At 66.5% G+C, this 15,995-nt stretch carries 18 protein-coding genes; all 18 read right to left on the bottom strand.

The features are described 5' to 3' along the window. Positions 1-533: 533 nt before the first annotated feature. On the bottom strand, positions 534-1,385 hold the full coding sequence (locus ABEH27_RS23545; protein WP_346615872.1) for a CsgG/HfaB family protein: 852 nt from the start codon (positions 1,383-1,385) through the stop codon (positions 534-536). Between the two features lie 33 nt (positions 1,386-1,418). After that, positions 1,419-1,832 carry a curli assembly protein CsgF gene (locus tag ABEH27_RS23540; protein WP_346615871.1) on the bottom strand — a complete coding sequence of 138 codons (414 nt, stop codon included), beginning with the start codon at positions 1,830-1,832 and terminating at the stop codon, positions 1,419-1,421. Then, positions 1,829-2,236, bottom strand: a complete 408-nt coding sequence (gene csgE, locus ABEH27_RS23535; RefSeq protein WP_346615870.1) for a curli production assembly/transport protein CsgE — start codon at positions 2,234-2,236, stop codon at positions 1,829-1,831. The genes ABEH27_RS23540 and csgE overlap by 4 nt, the downstream gene beginning before the upstream one ends. Next, on the bottom strand, positions 2,233-2,763 hold the full coding sequence (locus ABEH27_RS23530; protein WP_346615869.1) for a type II secretion system protein: 531 nt from the start codon (positions 2,761-2,763) through the stop codon (positions 2,233-2,235). Before ABEH27_RS23530 ends, csgE begins: the two co-directional genes overlap by 4 nt. Beyond that, positions 2,738-3,112, bottom strand: a complete 375-nt coding sequence (locus tag ABEH27_RS23525; protein ID WP_346615868.1) for a type II secretion system protein — start codon at positions 3,110-3,112, stop codon at positions 2,738-2,740. The genes ABEH27_RS23530 and ABEH27_RS23525 overlap by 26 nt, the downstream gene beginning before the upstream one ends. 5 nt (positions 3,113-3,117) lie before the next feature. Next, positions 3,118-3,591 (bottom strand): type II secretion system protein, encoded by a 474-nt coding sequence (locus ABEH27_RS23520; RefSeq protein ID WP_346615867.1) that lies wholly within the window; start codon positions 3,589-3,591, stop codon positions 3,118-3,120. Continuing rightward, entirely contained in the window at positions 3,588-5,465 is a 1,878-nt protein-coding gene (locus ABEH27_RS23515) for a secretin N-terminal domain-containing protein (RefSeq protein ID WP_346615866.1), read from the bottom strand. The genes ABEH27_RS23520 and ABEH27_RS23515 overlap by 4 nt, the downstream gene beginning before the upstream one ends. After that, positions 5,462-5,959 carry a hypothetical protein gene (locus tag ABEH27_RS23510; protein ID WP_346615865.1) on the bottom strand — a complete coding sequence of 166 codons (498 nt, stop codon included), beginning with the start codon at positions 5,957-5,959 and terminating at the stop codon, positions 5,462-5,464. The genes ABEH27_RS23515 and ABEH27_RS23510 overlap by 4 nt, the downstream gene beginning before the upstream one ends. Further along, complete coding sequence (pilO, locus tag ABEH27_RS23505) at positions 5,959-6,522, bottom strand: type 4a pilus biogenesis protein PilO (RefSeq protein ID WP_346615864.1); 564 nt, start codon at positions 6,520-6,522, stop codon at positions 5,959-5,961. The genes ABEH27_RS23510 and pilO overlap by 1 nt, the downstream gene beginning before the upstream one ends. Beyond that, positions 6,509-7,051, bottom strand: a complete 543-nt coding sequence (locus ABEH27_RS23500; RefSeq protein ID WP_346615863.1) for a PilN domain-containing protein — start codon at positions 7,049-7,051, stop codon at positions 6,509-6,511. Before ABEH27_RS23500 ends, pilO begins: the two co-directional genes overlap by 14 nt. A gap of 1 nt (position 7,052) precedes the next feature. Beyond that, the gene (locus tag ABEH27_RS23495) at positions 7,053-7,847 is read right to left on the bottom strand and encodes a hypothetical protein (protein WP_346615862.1); all 795 of its coding nucleotides are present in this window, start codon (positions 7,845-7,847) and stop codon (positions 7,053-7,055) included. Further along, positions 7,828-9,543 (bottom strand): GspE/PulE family protein, encoded by a 1,716-nt coding sequence (locus ABEH27_RS23490; protein ID WP_346615861.1) that lies wholly within the window; start codon positions 9,541-9,543, stop codon positions 7,828-7,830. The genes ABEH27_RS23495 and ABEH27_RS23490 overlap by 20 nt, the downstream gene beginning before the upstream one ends. Positions 9,544-9,600: 57 nt before the next feature. Continuing rightward, the gene (locus ABEH27_RS23485; protein ID WP_346615860.1) at positions 9,601-10,134 is read right to left on the bottom strand and encodes a response regulator; all 534 of its coding nucleotides are present in this window, start codon (positions 10,132-10,134) and stop codon (positions 9,601-9,603) included. A 237-nt stretch (positions 10,135-10,371) separates the two neighbouring features. Continuing rightward, entirely contained in the window at positions 10,372-11,013 is a 642-nt protein-coding gene (locus ABEH27_RS23480) for a SurA N-terminal domain-containing protein (RefSeq protein WP_346615859.1), read from the bottom strand. Between the two features lie 12 nt (positions 11,014-11,025). Beyond that, on the bottom strand, positions 11,026-12,549 hold the full coding sequence (locus tag ABEH27_RS23475; protein ID WP_346615858.1) for an ABC transporter substrate-binding protein: 1,524 nt from the start codon (positions 12,547-12,549) through the stop codon (positions 11,026-11,028). Positions 12,550-12,673: 124 nt separating this feature from the next. After that, a complete protein-coding gene (locus ABEH27_RS23470) occupies positions 12,674-13,309 on the bottom strand; it encodes an SCO family protein (protein ID WP_346615873.1) in 636 nt (211 codons plus the stop codon). Between the two features lie 26 nt (positions 13,310-13,335). Beyond that, positions 13,336-13,998: an SCO family protein gene (locus tag ABEH27_RS23465; RefSeq protein WP_346615857.1), complete on the bottom strand. Its 663-nt coding sequence runs from the start codon at positions 13,996-13,998 to the stop codon at positions 13,336-13,338. Next, complete coding sequence (locus ABEH27_RS23460) at positions 13,995-15,977, bottom strand: cytochrome D1 domain-containing protein (protein WP_346615856.1); 1,983 nt, start codon at positions 15,975-15,977, stop codon at positions 13,995-13,997. The genes ABEH27_RS23465 and ABEH27_RS23460 overlap by 4 nt, the downstream gene beginning before the upstream one ends. Between the last annotated feature and the right edge of the window lie 18 nt (positions 15,978-15,995).

The following is a 15,995-nucleotide window of genomic DNA, read 5'->3' as shown; positions in this document are numbered from 1 at the left end:
TTGCGCGGCGATGCGCAAGCTGCTGCACCTGGTTTACGGGGTGGTGAAGTCGGGGATACCGTTTGACCCCAAAATCGCTCTTGCAGGGTGAGGGTCAAGACGGTATCTACATTTGTTGCAACGTGCCGTTCCAGTCAGGCCATGGTTGGTCGCCTTGGCGCATGGCTGAGGGCTGGTGGGGCGCCGGCAGCGCCAACGGAAAAATCGCGTCATGCCAACAAGGCTGGCAACTATGGCCTCATAGGCCATGGCACGTTGCAACAAATGTAGGAGCGGGCTTGCCCGCGATGCGCCGCGCGGGCGGCGCTCGATCTCCGACGCCCCGCAGAAATCAAGGCAGGCGCCTGTCAATCTCAACACGGCCTCAGACCGGGCCGATTCTGTTCCCGGTGTTATCCGAGGCGCATGCCTTAAGCTTTGCAGCGTTGCGCAAATCGAGCGCCGCCCGCGCGGCGCATCGCGGATGAATCCGCTCCTACGGTTTATTGCAACGTGCCGCAGTCTGACAGGCCATGGGTGTCCGCATCGAGACCTCATTGCTGTTGCGACTGGCTCAGGTACTTGTCCACCCCAGCCTTGCCCTCCCCCGAATCCCCCGCCACTTGCCACAAGCGCCGCTCTATGCCTTGGGCCAGCAAATGCCCCACCGCCGCCTCGATCGCCGACAGCACACACAACTGCGCCGGCTCGTTGGTGGTGTACCCGACCTCCGCCTCCAGCAGCTTCTTGAACTCGATGAACTTGAACACCCCGGCGCTACGCCCCACCGAATAGATGGTCTTGCTGGTCATCACGTTGGCCAGCACCTGCCCGGTGCGTACATCCACCGCGCGCAGGTTGACCGTCACCTGGTCCACCCGGTATTCGCGGGAGATGTCGATCCCTAAGTAGCGCGCACCTTCCCCGCCGCTGCGCACGTTGGTGTCGTAGGCGATGATGCCGCCTTCGAGCATCAGGTTGGCGGCCTGCAGGGGGGGCAGCTCGGCCATGATGTTTTCCGCCACGTCGGGCTTTTTCTGCGAGGCGCGGATGATCTTGCGTTCGGTCAGCAGGTTCTGCAGGCCTTCGCGCTCCAGCACCACGAACCAGCCGCTGGCACTCAGGGCATCCATCAGCATGCTCGCGGCACCTTGGGTGACGCTGGTGGAGAACGAGCTGGCCGGGGTGGGTTTGTATTGGCCCGTCTGGTCGCGGAAGCCGTAGACCACCGCCATCAGCCGGCCTCTGGGGCGCGGCATGTTGATCAGGTCGTAGTAGGTCGAGGCGCGCGGGGTCAGGGTCGGGGTTTCCGAGTCCTGTTCGGCCGACATCGGTTCGCGCAGGCTGCAACCCTGAAGGCCTTGCAGCGCGGCGAGGATCAGCAAAGTGCTCAACAGACGTTTCATGGTGTTCTCTCCCCAACTAAAAGCCCTTCCCTCTCAGGGGTTCAGGCCGCTGACCTCGATGATCGAAATTTCTCCCGTGGCGCGGTCGGTGACCTTGATGCTCAGGGCACCAGAGTCGTCGAGCACATCGATCAGGAAAGCGTCGGTGGCCATGCTGCCGGTCTGGCCGTTGCTGATGTTGTCCAGCAGCTGCGACAACATGCGCGACTCCAACTGGTTGCTGAAGCGCTCCAGGGCCGAGGTACCGCCAAAGGCGGAGGTGCGGTCCTTGAGGTCGGGGTCGTCGTAGTCGTTCTGTGCCTGGGCGTTGTTCAGCAGCCAGGTGCCGTTGAGCGGGTTGCCGCCGAAGGCCGGGTTGACCGGGGTGTACACCAGCTCCGTGGCCTGGGCGGCGAAGGCGCTGGCCAGCAGGCTGGCTGCGATGCAGTGCGCAATGCGAGTGTTCATAACTCATCCCTCTCCAGATCAGTGGTGTCCTGGAGCAGGCGTTGCAGCTTGCGCTGGATCACCTCCTGCTTCACCAGGTCGGCGGCCGCGACGGCCTCTTCTTTCAATTGGGTGACGTTGGGCGGCAGAAACCGCCGGTACAGCACGTCGCGCTCGAATTCCACCGTCACCAGGCTGCCCCAGCGGGCATCCGGGCGTTCGCGCACCACCAGGTTGAAATCCAGGCGGCTGGTGGCGCGCAGGCGGTCGGCGAAGTAGTAGTAAAAGTCGTGGCCGATGTGCGAGATGGTGTTGTCGACGATAAAACCCTTCATCTCGTCCTCGGCTTCGGCCCGGGCCACACCGGACACCCCGGCGGCCAGCAGCAGGCCAAGGCTCAGGCAAAACACATTGAGGCCTTTCATGGCGTGTCTCCCGAACCCGCGCTATGGGTTTGCGCGCCGCTGGCGCTTTCGTTGAAGGCTTGTTCGGCGACGAACTGCCAGTCGCTGTAGTGCTCCAGGCCTTCAAAGCCCGACCACTGGGTGTCGAAGCCGCTGCGCTTGAACGGGGTCGCGTCTGAGCGGCTGTGCACGCCGGTGATACGCCCATCGACCGAACGCAGCAGGCCCCATTCGTCACTGCCGGTGATCGGGTCCGGGTACAGCCGGCGGATGTGATGCCGGGCCTCGGGGAAGCGGTTGTCGTCAAGCAGGTCGGCCAGCGCCTGCGGGTACTGGGCCAGGCCCGGCGAGGCGCGGTAGTAGCTGCGCAGGGCCTGGGCATACTGGCTGCCCACCCACAGCAACTGGCGTTCGTTAGCGCGCTGGGCAGCGCTCGACCACACCGTGCCAGTGGCCGCCAGGGCCACGCTGCTGACCGCAATCAGCAACAGCACGCCCAGGTAGGTGAAGCCGGTGCAGGCCTTACCACTCAGCGAAGAGGCTGCCATCACGTGCCCTCCCTGTTGCACCGCTCTTGATATCGGCCACACCGCCCGCCACGCCTTCCGGCGGTGGCACCAGCTGCCAGGCATCGCTGCGTTCGGTGATCGGGTCCACTGGGGTGTTGCGCAGGTAACGCAGCTCGACCAGTTGCTCCAGCGAATCGGGGTAGTGCCCGGTGTCGCCGTAGAAGTGATCGAGCGATTCGCGCAGCACCGCCAGGCTCTGGCGCAGGCTGGCCTCGCGGGCGCTCTCCAGGCTGTTGAAGTAGCGCGGCATGGCGATGGTCATCAGCGTGGCGATGATCGCCATCACCACCAGCAGTTCGATCAGGGTGAAGCCTTGGCTGCGTTTCATGGCCGTCACCATTGCCCGTAGGGAATATTGTTGAGCCCTTTGCCGCGGGCTTTGGAGTACACGTCGAAGACGTCCTGGCCCTCACGCGGGTTGTCCGGGCTGCTGTCATAGGCGCGTACGCCCCAGCCACCGCCGTCTTCGCCCTTGGCCGCCAGCAGCGGGTCGTGCGGGATGCGCCGCAGGAAGTAGAACTTGGCGCCTTTGGCGCTGCGCACATCGCGCACGCCATCGACCAGCACCTGCAAGTTTGGCGGGTAGCCGCTGGCGTCCAGGCGTTTTTCGATGAAGCCTGCGTCGAAGGCGCGCTTGTAGGCGTCGATTGCATCGCGGATCTGGTACAGCGCCTCACGCAGTTGCTGCTCCTTGCCGCGGCGCACCACCGTTTCGGTCAGCGGTGCGGCCATGCTGGCGAGCAGCCCGAGCAGTGCCAGGGTCAGCACTACCTCGATCAGGCTGAAGCCTTGCTGGCGGCGTTTCATGGACGTGGGCTCCGGGTTGCCGGCACCACCGCCATCTGGCTTTCGACCACCGGTGCCTCACCCGGCTCGGCGTTGGGCGTGTCGGCCGGCAACGCACCGGCCGGCAGCGGCTGGGCCAGCTGGCGCACCTGCAGGCTCGATTCGGTGCCGGTGGCGAACTCCATGTCCGATGGGCTTTGGTACGGCAGGTTGCGCACAATGCGTGGGGTGATGGCCAGCACCAGCTCGGACTTGCTCATGTCGTCGCGGTTGCTGCCAAACAGCCGGCCCAGGCCCGGGATGTCGCCAAGGCCTGGGATCTTGTTGCCGCTGGAGGTCTTGTCGTTGCGCACCAGGCCTGCCAACACCTGGGTTTCGCCGTCATGCAGGCGCAGGCTGGTCTGGGCGTTGCGGGTGTCGACCTGGACCGGAATGGTGCCCTGGCGGGTCGGCTCCAGCGGGGTGGCGTTGCTGACTTCCAGCGCCACCTTGATCGCCACTTCGTTGTTCAGGTGCACGGTGGGCTGCACTTCAAGCTTCAAGCCGACGTCCAGGTAGGTGACGCTTTCGGTGATCACCGGGCCTTGGGTCGAAGGCACCGAGGTGGCGCTGATGATCGGCACGCGCTGGCCGATGTGGATGCGCGCCTGCTCACGGTTGCTGACGCGGATCACCGGGCTGGCCAGGGTGTTGATGTCCTTGTCCTGCGCGTTGATCTTGGCCTGCGGCGCCGGGGAGATGCTGATGCGGCCGGAATTGATACCGCGCAGCTGGTCGAGCACGCTGACCGGGTTGCCGTCGTCGCTCAGCACGCCGAAGGTGTTGGGCCATTGCAGGCCGAGGTCGAGGATGCGCGAGCGGGCCACTTCCATGACCTCCACTTCCAGCACCACCTCGGGGTTGGACTGGTCCTGGGACTGCAGCAGCTTCTCGGCCATGCGCACGGCATCCGGGGTGTCGCGCATGGTCAGGGTGTTGAGGCGCTCGTCGACGAACACGTCGCGGGTCTTGAGCATGGTCTTGACCATGTTCAGCGCTGTGTTGGCGTCGATGCTGGTCAGGTAGAAGGTGCGCATGACCAGTTCCTGGTAGTCCTTGGTCTTCTGCGGCGAGTCGGGGTAGATCAGCAGGGTGTTGTCGTTGACGATCTTCTGGTGCAGCTGGTTCTGCTCCAGCAGCAGCGCCACGGCATCTTCGATGCGCACATCACGCACGAAGAGGGTGGCTTTCATGTCCGGGCGCAGGTCTTTGTCGAAGATGAAGTTGATGCCCGCCACCTGCGACAGCACTTCGAAAATGGTCTTCACCGCGGCGTCGCGAAACTCCAAGGTGACCGGGCGCTCCAGCTTGCTGCGCAATTGCGGGAACGGCTGCGCGGTGCGCGCCTGGACGTTCTCGATGTCGCTGCGCAGCATGATGCCCTTCTGGTTTTGCGGGTCCAGGCGCAGCACTTCGCGCATGTAGCGCTCGGCGCCGAACAGGTCGCCCTGGCGCAGGGCGGCCTGGCCCAGCGCCACGCGGTCATCGAGGGTGCGCATCAGCTCGATCTGGCGGATACCTTCCTGGGCGCGGCGGTTGTTCGGCTCGAAGGTGAGCACGCGGCCATAGCCCATGCGGGCGCCGGCGAAGTCGTGGCGGGCACGGTCGCTGTCGGCCTGGGCAAGCAGCGCCTCGACCGCTTGCTGGCGGCCGTGGGCCAGGGCGATGTTCAGGTCGGTGTCACGCGGGTCTTCGCGCAGGGCCTCTTCCAGGCGCGCGATGCCGGCCTCGTACTGGCCTTCCTGCATCAGCTCCTGGCTATCCTTGCGCACCCCGCTCGAACCGCAGCCGGCAATGGCCACGCAGAGCGCCAGGAGCATGAACGGAGCAGGCTTGCACAACTTGGACGGCTTCATGGTGCGCTCCCGACAGACAGAGTCTGCGACTGATGCAAGGGCAGGTAGACCAGGTCCAGCTCGTTGGCCGAGACCCGGTCAAGGCGGTAGGTGTCTTCGATCACGTCGCCCTGGCGCACGACGTAGAGCTTTTCGCCGCTCTGCAGGAAGATCTGCAGGTCGTCGCGGTCGCCGATGCGGCCGATGAACTGGAAGGGCAGCGCCGGCGCCGTGGGGGCAGCCGCCACTACCGGCGTGGCGATTACAGGTTGTTCGGTGACCGTGGCCAGGGTTTGCGGGGTGGTCCATTGCTGGCGGGGGAAGAGGTCTCTGGAGGCCTGTTCCGGCCTCATCGCCGGCAAGCCGGCTCCCACAGAGGTCGGTGTTGTAGGCGCCGGCTTGCTGGCGATGGGGGCCACCTCACCGTCCTGGCCAAACCAGTGCCCCGGCGCCCAGGCCAATGCCCCGGCTACCCCCAGAAACCCGACCCACATCACTGCGCGCTGAGTGTTCATCACGACCTCGACAGGTAAAGGGTCATGCGCAGGCGGCCGTTGAGCTCGCTGTCGCCGATGCGTTTGCGTTGCAGCTCGAGGTCTTCCAGCACCAGGGTGGGCAGTTGCCCCAACAGCCCGCGCAGGAAGCCGCGGATCTGCGGGTAGCTGCCGCGTACCGGCAGGACGATCTGGTAGCGCGCCAGCTGGGTCTTCGGATCGACGCCCAGGGCGTACTCGCCACGCGCCAGGCTGATGTGCTCGGCGCTGGCCAGGTGGTACAGGCGCTCGATCAGCTCGCTGGCCTCGGGTTGCCCCGGCAGCTGCTGACGCAGGGTGTCCAGCGCTTGCTGCTCGGGCTTGACGGCAATCTTCAGTTCGCCGCGCTTGACCCGCTCGACCTGGGCGCTGGCATCGGCCTCGGTGGCGCGCAGTTCGCGCAGGGTTTGCCACTGCGGCAATACACCGGCCAGCGCAATGCCCACCGCCAGTGCGGCGACTGCGGCGCCAGCCAGGCCCACCGGGCCAATGCGGCGCAGCTGCTCGTGGAGGATCAGGCTGCTTATGGAGTCAGGGGCGCGCATGGCCGGTCTCCCAGGTGGCAGTGAGGGTGAAGCGCACCGGGTGCTCGGGCTGGCCCGCCACCACCTCATGGTTGAGCAGCGACACATCACTTAGCTCGGCGCTCTGCTCCAGGCGGTGGTGGTATTGCAGCATCGCTTCCAGGTTGCGCGCTTCGGCGGCAATGCGGACCTGGGCCTTGCGCGCATCGGGGGTAATGCTGAGCAGGGCGACGTCTTCCTGCGGCTGCGCTTCGAGCATGGCGAACAGTTGCTGCCAGGGCCGTTGCAGTTGCTGCGAGACGCTGCGCATCTGTGCCAGGTTTTCCGCCTGTTCGCGGCTGGCGGCGCTGCTCTGCGGCGCAGCGGTGGCCGGGCGGCGGCCCAGTTGCAACTCCAGGCCGTGCACGCGGGTTTCCAGGGCCACCTGTTCGGTTTGCAGGTGCTGTTGCAGCAGTACCAGCACGGCTACTACCGCGCCGCCGAGCACCAGCAGCGACCAGGCCAGCGGGCTGCTGCGCCGGGGTTGGAATTCCAGGTCGAGGCGGCGCATCTCAGGCCACCGCTCGCCACATGGCGCACAGTGGGTCGGCTTCGCTGGCCGGTTGGCACAGCTGCACCGCCGCCAGTTGCGGCACGTCACCCCGGCCCGGGGCATGCAGGTAGACCCGTGGCATCTGCTCGCCATACAGCTCGCAGGTGCGCTCGATCAGTGCCTGCAAGGCCTGGTCGCTGTCGGCGCAGCCTTGCGCCAACACCTGCTGCCAGGCGCCGCCTGCGGCCAGCAGCAGCACACTGCGGCGGGGTTCGGCGAGCACGAACAGGAAGTCGCCCTGCTGCAGTTGTGCCGAGCAGCGGTTGTACGCGGCCATCAGGTACGGCTGCACCGAGCGCAGCCGCAGGTGGCTGTCCCGGCCCAGCGCTTGCAGGCCTTGCAGCAGGGCCTGGGGCAGCGCGGTGGCGATGCGCGCGGCGCCAGCCGGCTCTGGTGACAGCACGATGCGCCAGTCGTCCAGCGGCTGCGCATACAGGTTCTCGAAGCAGGCACGGGCGTAGGCGTCCAGCTCGCGCGGATGGCTGATGGCATGGCTCCAGGGCACCAGGCAGAAGCGGCTGAAGCGGGCCGACAGCAGCACCTGCAACTGGCCACCACGCACGGTGTGTTCGGCCAGCAGTGCGGCGAGCACCTGCAAGGCGGCTTCCCAGGCCGGTTGCGCAGCGTCGCAGGTGAACTCGCGGCTGCCCAGCCACTGGTGCTGGTTAGCGTGCCAGCGGCCCAGGCCGACACCTTCTGCACCGAGCACGGCGCAGTATTTGTGGGAGGCATGATCACGCAATGAATGTGACACGGTTGATCTCCTCGAGTGTGGTGCGGCCCTCGCGGACCAGGTCCAGGGCGGATGCGCGCAGCAGGCGCAGGCCGCGTTGGCAGGCCAGCGCCTTGATCTGCGCGAGCGGCCGGCGTTCGACGATCATCTGCCGCAGGTCGTCGTCCAGGTGCAGCAGTTCGGCGATGGCGCTGCGCCCGCGATAGCCACTGCCGCGGCATTGGCCACAGCCTTGGGCGCGGACGAACTGCCAGCCATGCACGGCGTCGCGGGTCAGGCCGGAAGCGGCGAGGATTTCGTCATCGGCCTCGCAGGGGGTGCAGCAGTGCGGGCAGGCCAGGCGGATCAGGCGCTGGGCCAGCACGGCATTGAGCGCAGAAACGAAGCTGTAGGGGTCGACCTGCATCTGGCTGAAGCGGCCGATCACATCGAAGACGTTGTTGGCGTGGATGGTGGTGAACACCAGGTGGCCGGTGAGCGCCGACTGCACGGCGATCTGCGCGGTGTCGGGGTCGCGGATCTCGCCGACCAGGATCTTGTCCGGGTCGTGGCGCAGGATCGAGCGCAGGCCGCGGGCGAAGGTCAGGCCCTTCTTCTCGTTGACCGGGATCTGCAGCACGCCGGGCAGCTGGTATTCGACCGGGTCTTCGATGGTGATGATCTTGTCCACGCCGTGGTTGATCTCGCTGATCATGGCGTACAGGGTGGTGGTCTTGCCGCTGCCGGTGGGCCCGGTGACCAGGATCATGCCGTAGGGTTCGGCAGCCAGGCGGCGCAAGGCGCGCAGGGTTTCGTCGGCAAAGCCCAGGGCCTGCAGCTGCACGCCGCTGACCCGGTCGGACAAGTCCTGCTTGTCGAGCACCCGCAGCACCGCGTCTTCACCGAAGATGCTCGGCATGATCGACACGCGAAAGTCGATCTGGCGGTCACCCACGGCGACCTTGAAGCGGCCGTCCTGGGGCACGCGCTTCTCGCCGATGTCGAGCTCGGCCATCACCTTGATGCGCGAGATGACCTGGTCGGCGAAGGCGCTGCCGCTGGCCTTGCCGGCGCCGTTGAGCACGCCGTCGATGCGGTACTTGATGGTCAGGCCCTGGCCGGTCATGCCCAGGTGGATATCGCTGGCATGCTGCTTGAGGGCGTCGTAGAGTGTCGAGTTGACCAGCTTGACCACCTTGCTCTGGTCTTCGCTGATGCTGGTCAGCGACAGCCGCTGCAGCGGGTCGCTTTCGCTGCTGGCCTCGGCGTCGTGGTCGAGGGCATCGACCGCGTGGAAGCTTTCTTCGTGGCGCGCCAGGAAGGTGGCAAGGTCGGCGGCGTGGGCCAGGTACAGCGGCGCGCCTTGCAGCACGTCGTCGATCCAGGCCAGGCGGCTGTGGTCGAAGGGGTCGGCGAACACGCCACACAGGTTGCCGCCCTGCTCTATCAGCACGAATTCGCGCTTCAGGCACTGGGCCAGGCTGGCCTTGTCGAAGCGCGGAGTGCTGGCCAGCAACGCCTGGCTGCACAGCACCGGGTAATGCAGGGTGGCGCCCAGGCGGCGGACGAAGGTGTCGGGGGTGTCGCAGGCAAGACGTTCCAGGCAGTTGAGCAGGCGCTCATCGCTGGCTTGCAGGCGGGCCTGGGCCAGGAGCTCCCGGGGGTAGCCCGCTGGCAGGCAGACCTGGTTGCGCCCTATCGCGGATAAACCCGCTCCTACATCGAATGCATCGGACATGGCCTGCGACTCCGCTCAGGGGGCGCGTCGCAGGCTCGGTGAGGGCTGCGGGCGCCGCTATTCCCCTGTGAGCAGTTGGTCGTCGTCAGGCCCGGGGGGCTTGCCGCCATTACGGCGGCGGTCTGCCAGGACCCAGCTACCATCGTACAACTGCAGGGGGAACGATTCGTTCCTGGTATGGCGTCGTTCGACGTACCCTTCTGCCGGGTTGTCCGTGGCCCTGCGCCGGCGCTCGATGCCCATCAGGTCGAAGATCGCGCGGGCCAGTTCCACCAGCGGGAACGGCTTGAACAGGACATGGGTCACGCCAAGTTCGGCGGCGCGCTCACGGACCTCGGCGGTCGGGTGGGCGGTAATCAGCACGAAATGGCACTGCCTGTTCTTGCGCACGGTCTGCAGGACCTGAAACCCCTCCATGTCGGGCAAGCGGTAATCCAGCACAATCACACCCGGTGCCAGGCTCTCAGCCAGGCCGATACCACTGGCACCGTCGTGGGCAACATGGACTTCCAGGCCTTGCGCCTGCAAATACGCCTGCAGGTTCTGCGCAAGGGTCTGTTCGTCATCGACTACCAATACTCTGTTCACCAAGGTCGACTCCCAAGAACTGCCCGGTTCCCCGGTCTGCGAAGTGCGGCCTTGGTAAGGCTTGAGCAGGCTTCGTGCCAGGCGTGAATAGTCATGTCGCACCACTGTAAGCCATTGATCTGGCTAGTATCTTTAATACCCCCACAAACAGCCGCAGGCGCGGTGCCCCACATCCGGGGCACCTGATGGCACTTTGCCAAGCCTTTATTCCCCAGCTTTGGGGAAACGCTGGAGGGGCCGTCAGTCAGCGAGTTCCACTTTAGCGGATTCGCGCAAACGTTGGCGCACGGTTTGCCGTGCCTGCGTCTGCAATTGCGCGATGAGCGCGCCCCTGGCCAGCACCAGGCCCTGTTCGCGTATGACCGAAGGGTTATCACTTTGGTTCTGTACGCCTTGCAGTGTTTTGCGATTGGCCTGGTAGAACGCCTCTACCTCGGCCTGGGTGGGCGCCGGCACCGCGCTGAGCTGGGCATATACCTGCTGCGACGCCAACTCGTGGCGCATGTACTCAGCGTAAGCTGCCCGGTCGAAACCTGCATCGGCCAGGCGCCTTTCGAACAGCGCCGGGCTGCCGAATGCCGCCTCCACCTCACCCACCTGCGCCGCTACCTGTTCGTCGCTGATGGCGATGCCGCGGCGCTGCGCTTCCTGCCACAGCAACTCCTTGTCGATCAGCTCATCCAGGGCCTGGCTGCGCAGGCGCTTGTACAACGTCGGGTTGCGGATACTGCTGAGCGCACGGCCCTGGGCCTCGAGGTATTCGCTGAAATAGCGCTCCAGGCGCAGCACGCCGATGTCCACACCATTGACCCGCGCGGCAGGCATATCGGCCCAGCTCGCCTTGGCGACCACCAGTAACAGGCACAGCAACAGGGTACGCATGGCAACCTCCGCTCAAGGGCTGACCGGCACCGGCCGGTACGGGGCGACAGATGTGAAGCGCGGCCCGGGCAGGGCCACCGCGACCACGTGGGCACCGGCCATACCCTGGCGCCGGCCCGGGCCGAAGCCGAGCGCGGGGGTAAGGCCGGTGTCGATGTCATGCAGGCCCTCCAGGGCCGCCACCAGGCGCTCGCGGCTGAGGTCGCGGCCACTTTGTTTGAGGGCCTCGGTCAGCAGGCGCAGGGCGCACAGGGTGTTGACCTGCAGCGACGCCTGGCGCGGGTCCAGGCTTTGGCGCTGCTGCAGGCCGGCCAAGCTCGCCATACCCTGCTCGGTCCAGTCGCCAGGCACGAACGGATAGGCCAGGAATACCCGTTGCGACCAGTACGCAGGCAGCGCGGCCACGGCGCCGGTCACTTGGCTGGAGGCGGCGAACAGGTAGGGTGCTCGGCCTGCCGCCTGCAACGACGCAGCCAGTTCGGCAAAGGCCTGGGCGCGGCCGATGAAAACTACCCCCTGCCCCTGCACGGCCTGGCCGCTGAAGGCCTCGATCGGTGCGGGCTGCCAACCCTGCTGCTGCAAGCGCTCGCGCACGAGCTCGGCCAACGCTGCCTGATCGGTGCCGGCGTACACCACGCGCAGGGCGCCCGGTGCCAGGCCAAGGTTGGCGCGGGCATGGGCGGCCAGGCTCAGCAATTGGGTGTCGATGCCCGGCAGCGGGTCGAATATCTGCACACTGCCGCCACTGCGCGGCGCGCTGCCGATCAACGGCACGCCTTGCTGCTCAAGCACCGTGGCCAGGCGCTGGTCGAGCATCGGCGCCAATGGGCTGACCAGGGCGAAGGCCTGCTGTTGACCGAGCAACCGCTGCAGGGCTTGCTCGGCGCTGGCCTGATCGCCCCCTGGGTCGGCCACCAGCAGTTCCAGGCGCCGGCCATGAATGCCGCCCTGCTGGTTGAGTTGTGCTACGCCGTCTTCAAGCACAGCGCGCACCACATGGCCGGCGCCCGCCAATGGCCCCGTGGTGGGTATCAAGGTGCCCAGGCGCAATACCCCCTCCTCTACACCCGGGTCGCGGTCTTCTGCCAGGCGTTTCAGGTAGGCGCTGAGGTTGCGCTGGTCGGCCAGGGTCAGCTCGAAGCGCGGCATGGCCGTGTCGAGGCGGTTGCCGGCAGGGTCTACGCCGTGCTGGATGGCCCTGGCCAGGGTGGCACCGGTGTAGGCCGGATAGCTACGCCCGTTGCTCAGGCGTGGGCCTTGGCCGAGGGCCAGGCGTTGCCAGTCAAGGCTTGGTGGGCGCACACCCCCTTCGGCGCGGCCCTGGCCGTCCGTGCCGTGACAACTGGCGCAGGGCAGCACGCTGGCGGGCACGGTCATGTTGCTGGCGCCGACGCGGGCGGTGAGTTGGGCGTCGCTGCTGGACAGGCCTTCGCGGTAGAGACGCTTGCCGGCTTGTTCGCTGGCAGTAAGCTCCAACGCCAAGGCTGGGGCACAGACAGCCAAGCCAAGCATCAGCATGAATCCAGCTCTGTTCATTCTGGCCTCATCGCCGGCAAGCCGGCTCCCACACTGTTGGGCGCCGCGCTGCATACCCTGTGGCAGCCGGCTTGCCGGCGATGAGGCCCACAGGAACACTGACGGCTCCAGGGTCAAGTGCCATTTACCGCCCCGCCAAAGGCTGGGCCAGCAGCTGCATGCGCTGGGCGATGGCCGCTGGCGGCGCATCGGGGCGGATCTTGCTCCAGCGTTTGCCGGCTACGTCACCGGCTATCAGCTGGGTCGAGTGCTGTTCGGGGCTGGGCAGGAACTGGCCGATGCGGCCCAGCACCAGGTCGACACTGGCCTTGTCGCCGGTCAGGAACAGCCAGTTGGCACTGTCCACGCCCTGCTGCTGGGCAAACGCCTTGAGCGCTGCCGGGGTGTCGTTGAGCGGGTCGCTGCTGATCGACACGAAGGTCACCTGGCTGGCCAGCGCCGGGCCCATGGCCTCGCGGACTTCACGCAGCTTGCGGGTAATCAGCGGGCAGGCGTCGGTGCAGTGGGTGAAGATCACGTTGAGCATCACCACCTTGTCCTTGAGCACGTCACTGTAGAAGCGCAGCGCACGGCCGTTCTGGTCCTGCAGCACGGTGTCGGTGAACCACGCCTGGGCATCGCGGGTGCCGCCGCCGCTGGCCATGGTCGGTGGCGCCGGTTGCGGGCTGGGGGCCTGGGGCGCATGGCCTTCGTGGGCCATGGCCATCGAGGCGAAAATCCACAGGCAACCGGCCAGGACCAGCCAGTCGAAGCTGCGCATGGCGCCATGGCGGGGGGCGTGAGTGCTCATGGTTGCACCTCCTGATGTTCGGCGATGGCGGTGCTCTTGGCGTGCACACGGCGGGCGCTGAGGCGGTTGATTTCGCCAATCAGCACGGCCGGGTCGGTGAAGCCGTAGTAGCGTGTCCAGTGGCCGCTGCGCCCGTCACCCACCAGGATCAACGGCGGGTGCTGGGTCAGGTCGGCGCTGAAGCTGCCCAGGCCTTTCAGGGTTTCGGTAATGGCGTATGGCGAGCCCGTCAGCCAGCTCCAGCCCGGGCCGTGCTGGAAGGCCTTGGCATAGTTCTGCAAGCGCCTGGAATCGTCACGCTGCGGGTCGACGCTGATCGACACCAGGCGGATTTCCTCGCCGACCCTGCCGCCCAATTGCTGCTGGACCTTGCCCATGATCGACGACACCACCGGGCACACGGTGGTGCAGCTGGTGTAGATGAAGCCCATGACCACCAGGTGCTCGCCAACCAGGTCCTTCTCCAGGCGCACCGGCATGCCGTTCTGGTCCAGCAGCGACACATCGGCAAAGCGCACGCTGGCCTTTTCCTGGCGCGCCGCTGCCTGGGGTTCGCCAGGCGCGTTGTGGTCATGGCCGGCATGGGCCAGCGCCAGGTTGCTGAAGCCGGCCAGGGCCAGGCTCAGGGCAAGCAGCTTGCAAGAATGCTTGGCGTTCATTGCACATTCCTCACTTCAGTCTGGGAAGCGGCAGACGCTGCGGCCGGCAGGACGCGCAGGCTGGTGTAGTTTTCTTCGGTGAACTTGCGCCCGAGCGACGGCGACTGCACATGCAGGTACCAGGCACCGGCCTCGGGCAGCTGCAGCGCGGCCTGGTACACGCCCTCGCCCACTTCTTCCAGGCGCAGGTTGCGCGGCATCGACGACGGTGCCAGGAAGTAGCGCAAGGTCAGGTCGTCCAGGCCGACCCGCGGGCGGCCATCGTCGCCGACGATGCGCACCTTGGCGGTGAAGGCGCTGTGCTGCGGCAGGGGCTGGTCGAGGCCGATGAACTCGGCGTGTGCGCCCTTGCGCTTGCTGGCGTCGGGCGCAGCCGCCACATCGGTGCTGAAGCAGTGGATGATCTGCGGCTGGTTGAGCAGGAACGCCACGTCGAACTTGCCCGCCGCCGGCATTTTCACCGTCGAGCCATACACCCCCGGTGCCAGCTCGCGCAGGCTGCGGTCGATGACGATGGCCGCGCGGGCCTGGTGGCCACGGTTGTTGTAGCCGGACATCGGCGCGTTCATGCCCTCGGCGTAGAAGTAGGTGGTGTTGTCCACGGGGTTGACCACGAACACCGAATTGTCATCGCGTGACACCGACAGCCCCTGGGCCAGCGGCAGGTCACCGGCCTGGCGCGGCGCGGCAGGGCCGGCTTCGAAGCCCTGGACGATGGGCTGACGCCCCTCGCCCAGGCTGCTCAGGTTGATCATGCTGACCCTGGACGAGGCCAGGCCGCGCACGTAGGCATAGCCTTTGGTGAAGGTCAGCTGGTAGGGCTCGGCCGCCACCGGGATGCGGTGGATCAGCTTGTCGGTGCTGGCGTCGATCACCAAGGCCTGGTTTTCCAGGGTGTTGAGCACGATGCCGTAGCGCCCATCGCTGCTGAAGCGCATCGGCCCCAGGCCCTGCGCGGCCTGTACCGTGTGGCGCAATTGGTGGGTGCGGGCATCGTAGACGCGCACCGTGCCCTCCGAGCCATCGCTTACGTACACCGCCTGGGACAGCGCCGAATAGGCCACCGCCAAGGGGTGCGGGCCGACCTCCAGGGTTTTTACCAGGCGCATTTCGGGGATGTCGATGATGCTCAGGGTGCCGCCGTCGCGGTTGCTGACAAAGGCGTAGCGCGAGTCGGTGCTGAAGGCGATTTCGTGGTGCCCCGACCCTGTGGCGAAGCTCTTGAGCGTGCTGCGGCCGGGTACATCGATCACCGTTACCCCGCCCTTGGCCGGGTCGTCGCTGTTGTTGCCGACCCACAGCCGGTGCTGGTCGGGTTGCAGCGCCACACGCAACGGCATCTCGCCGGCCTCCAGGGTCGCCACGCGGGTGAAGGTTTCGGTGTCGATCACCGCAACCTGGCCGCGCTCGGGGATCGACACGAACACCTGCTTGTCATCGCCAGTGGCCACCCAGTCCATGGGCCGGCCCGGCAGCTCGATGCGCGCCAGGGTGCTGGTGATACCGCCCACCGACACCGTCGGGTCGATTACCGTCAGGCTGGCGTCCTTGTTCAGCACCAGCAGGAAGTAGCTGTTCAGGTCCAGCAGCGGCCTTGCACCGATGCTGCTCTTGAGAAACAGCGCGACACGGGCTTTGCAGCTCTGCTCACGGGTGGTTTCCAGCGGGGCCGCCTGGGCCGGGTCGATCCACGCCCCCGGCGCCATGCCCGACAGCGGCTGGCCGCTGGCCTGGTCGGTGACCTTGAAGCGGATGTTGGCGAAGGCGCCCTCGCGCAGTTCACCGCCCGCCAGTGGCCGAGCCTCGAACTCCACCGTCAAGCCGTCGCGGCTGAGCCGGTGCAGGGCCTGCGGGTCGGCAGGCTCCTGCAGCAGCTCGCGCGGATCGCACCAGAGCGTTTCGTAGGCCACGCCCAGGCCGATCAGCGCCGCGCCTATCAATACCCCCAGCATGGCAGGGCGAGTTTTCTTGTTATACATGGTGGTACGCCCCTTTTC

This window comes from Pseudomonas sp. P39-UII1 (genome assembly GCF_039672635.1).
GTDB lineage: Bacteria > Pseudomonadota > Gammaproteobacteria > Pseudomonadales > Pseudomonadaceae > Aquipseudomonas.
The sequence above is the reverse complement of the archived record's forward strand: the minus strand, read 5'-3'. Positions and strand labels throughout refer to the sequence as shown.

Coding starts and splice junctions, on each gene's coding strand:
- ABEH27_RS23545 (WP_346615872.1), bottom strand. CDS start 1,385: ATGAAACGTCTGTTGAGCACTTTGCTGATCCTCGCCGCGCTGCAAGGC.
- ABEH27_RS23480 (WP_346615859.1), bottom strand. CDS start 11,013: ATGCGTACCCTGTTGCTGTGCCTGTTACTGGTGGTCGCCAAGGCGAGC.
- ABEH27_RS23510 (WP_346615865.1), bottom strand. CDS start 5,959: ATGAACACTCAGCGCGCAGTGATGTGGGTCGGGTTTCTGGGGGTAGCC.
- ABEH27_RS23490 (WP_346615861.1), bottom strand. CDS start 9,543: ATGTCCGATGCATTCGATGTAGGAGCGGGTTTATCCGCGATAGGGCGC.
- ABEH27_RS23520 (WP_346615867.1), bottom strand. CDS start 3,591: ATGAAACGCCGCCAGCAAGGCTTCAGCCTGATCGAGGTAGTGCTGACC.
- ABEH27_RS23515 (WP_346615866.1), bottom strand. CDS start 5,465: ATGAAGCCGTCCAAGTTGTGCAAGCCTGCTCCGTTCATGCTCCTGGCG.
- ABEH27_RS23540 (WP_346615871.1), bottom strand. CDS start 1,832: ATGAACACTCGCATTGCGCACTGCATCGCAGCCAGCCTGCTGGCCAGC.
- ABEH27_RS23460 (WP_346615856.1), bottom strand. CDS start 15,977: ATGTATAACAAGAAAACTCGCCCTGCCATGCTGGGGGTATTGATAGGC.
- csgE (WP_346615870.1), bottom strand. CDS start 2,236: ATGAAAGGCCTCAATGTGTTTTGCCTGAGCCTTGGCCTGCTGCTGGCC.
- ABEH27_RS23530 (WP_346615869.1), bottom strand. CDS start 2,763: ATGGCAGCCTCTTCGCTGAGTGGTAAGGCCTGCACCGGCTTCACCTAC.
- pilO (WP_346615864.1), bottom strand. CDS start 6,522: ATGCGCGCCCCTGACTCCATAAGCAGCCTGATCCTCCACGAGCAGCTG.
- ABEH27_RS23465 (WP_346615857.1), bottom strand. CDS start 13,998: ATGAACGCCAAGCATTCTTGCAAGCTGCTTGCCCTGAGCCTGGCCCTG.
- ABEH27_RS23500 (WP_346615863.1), bottom strand. CDS start 7,051: ATGCGCCGCCTCGACCTGGAATTCCAACCCCGGCGCAGCAGCCCGCTG.
- ABEH27_RS23470 (WP_346615873.1), bottom strand. CDS start 13,309: ATGCGCAGCTTCGACTGGCTGGTCCTGGCCGGTTGCCTGTGGATTTTC.
- ABEH27_RS23475 (WP_346615858.1), bottom strand. CDS start 12,549: ATGAACAGAGCTGGATTCATGCTGATGCTTGGCTTGGCTGTCTGTGCC.
- ABEH27_RS23525 (WP_346615868.1), bottom strand. CDS start 3,112: ATGAAACGCAGCCAAGGCTTCACCCTGATCGAACTGCTGGTGGTGATG.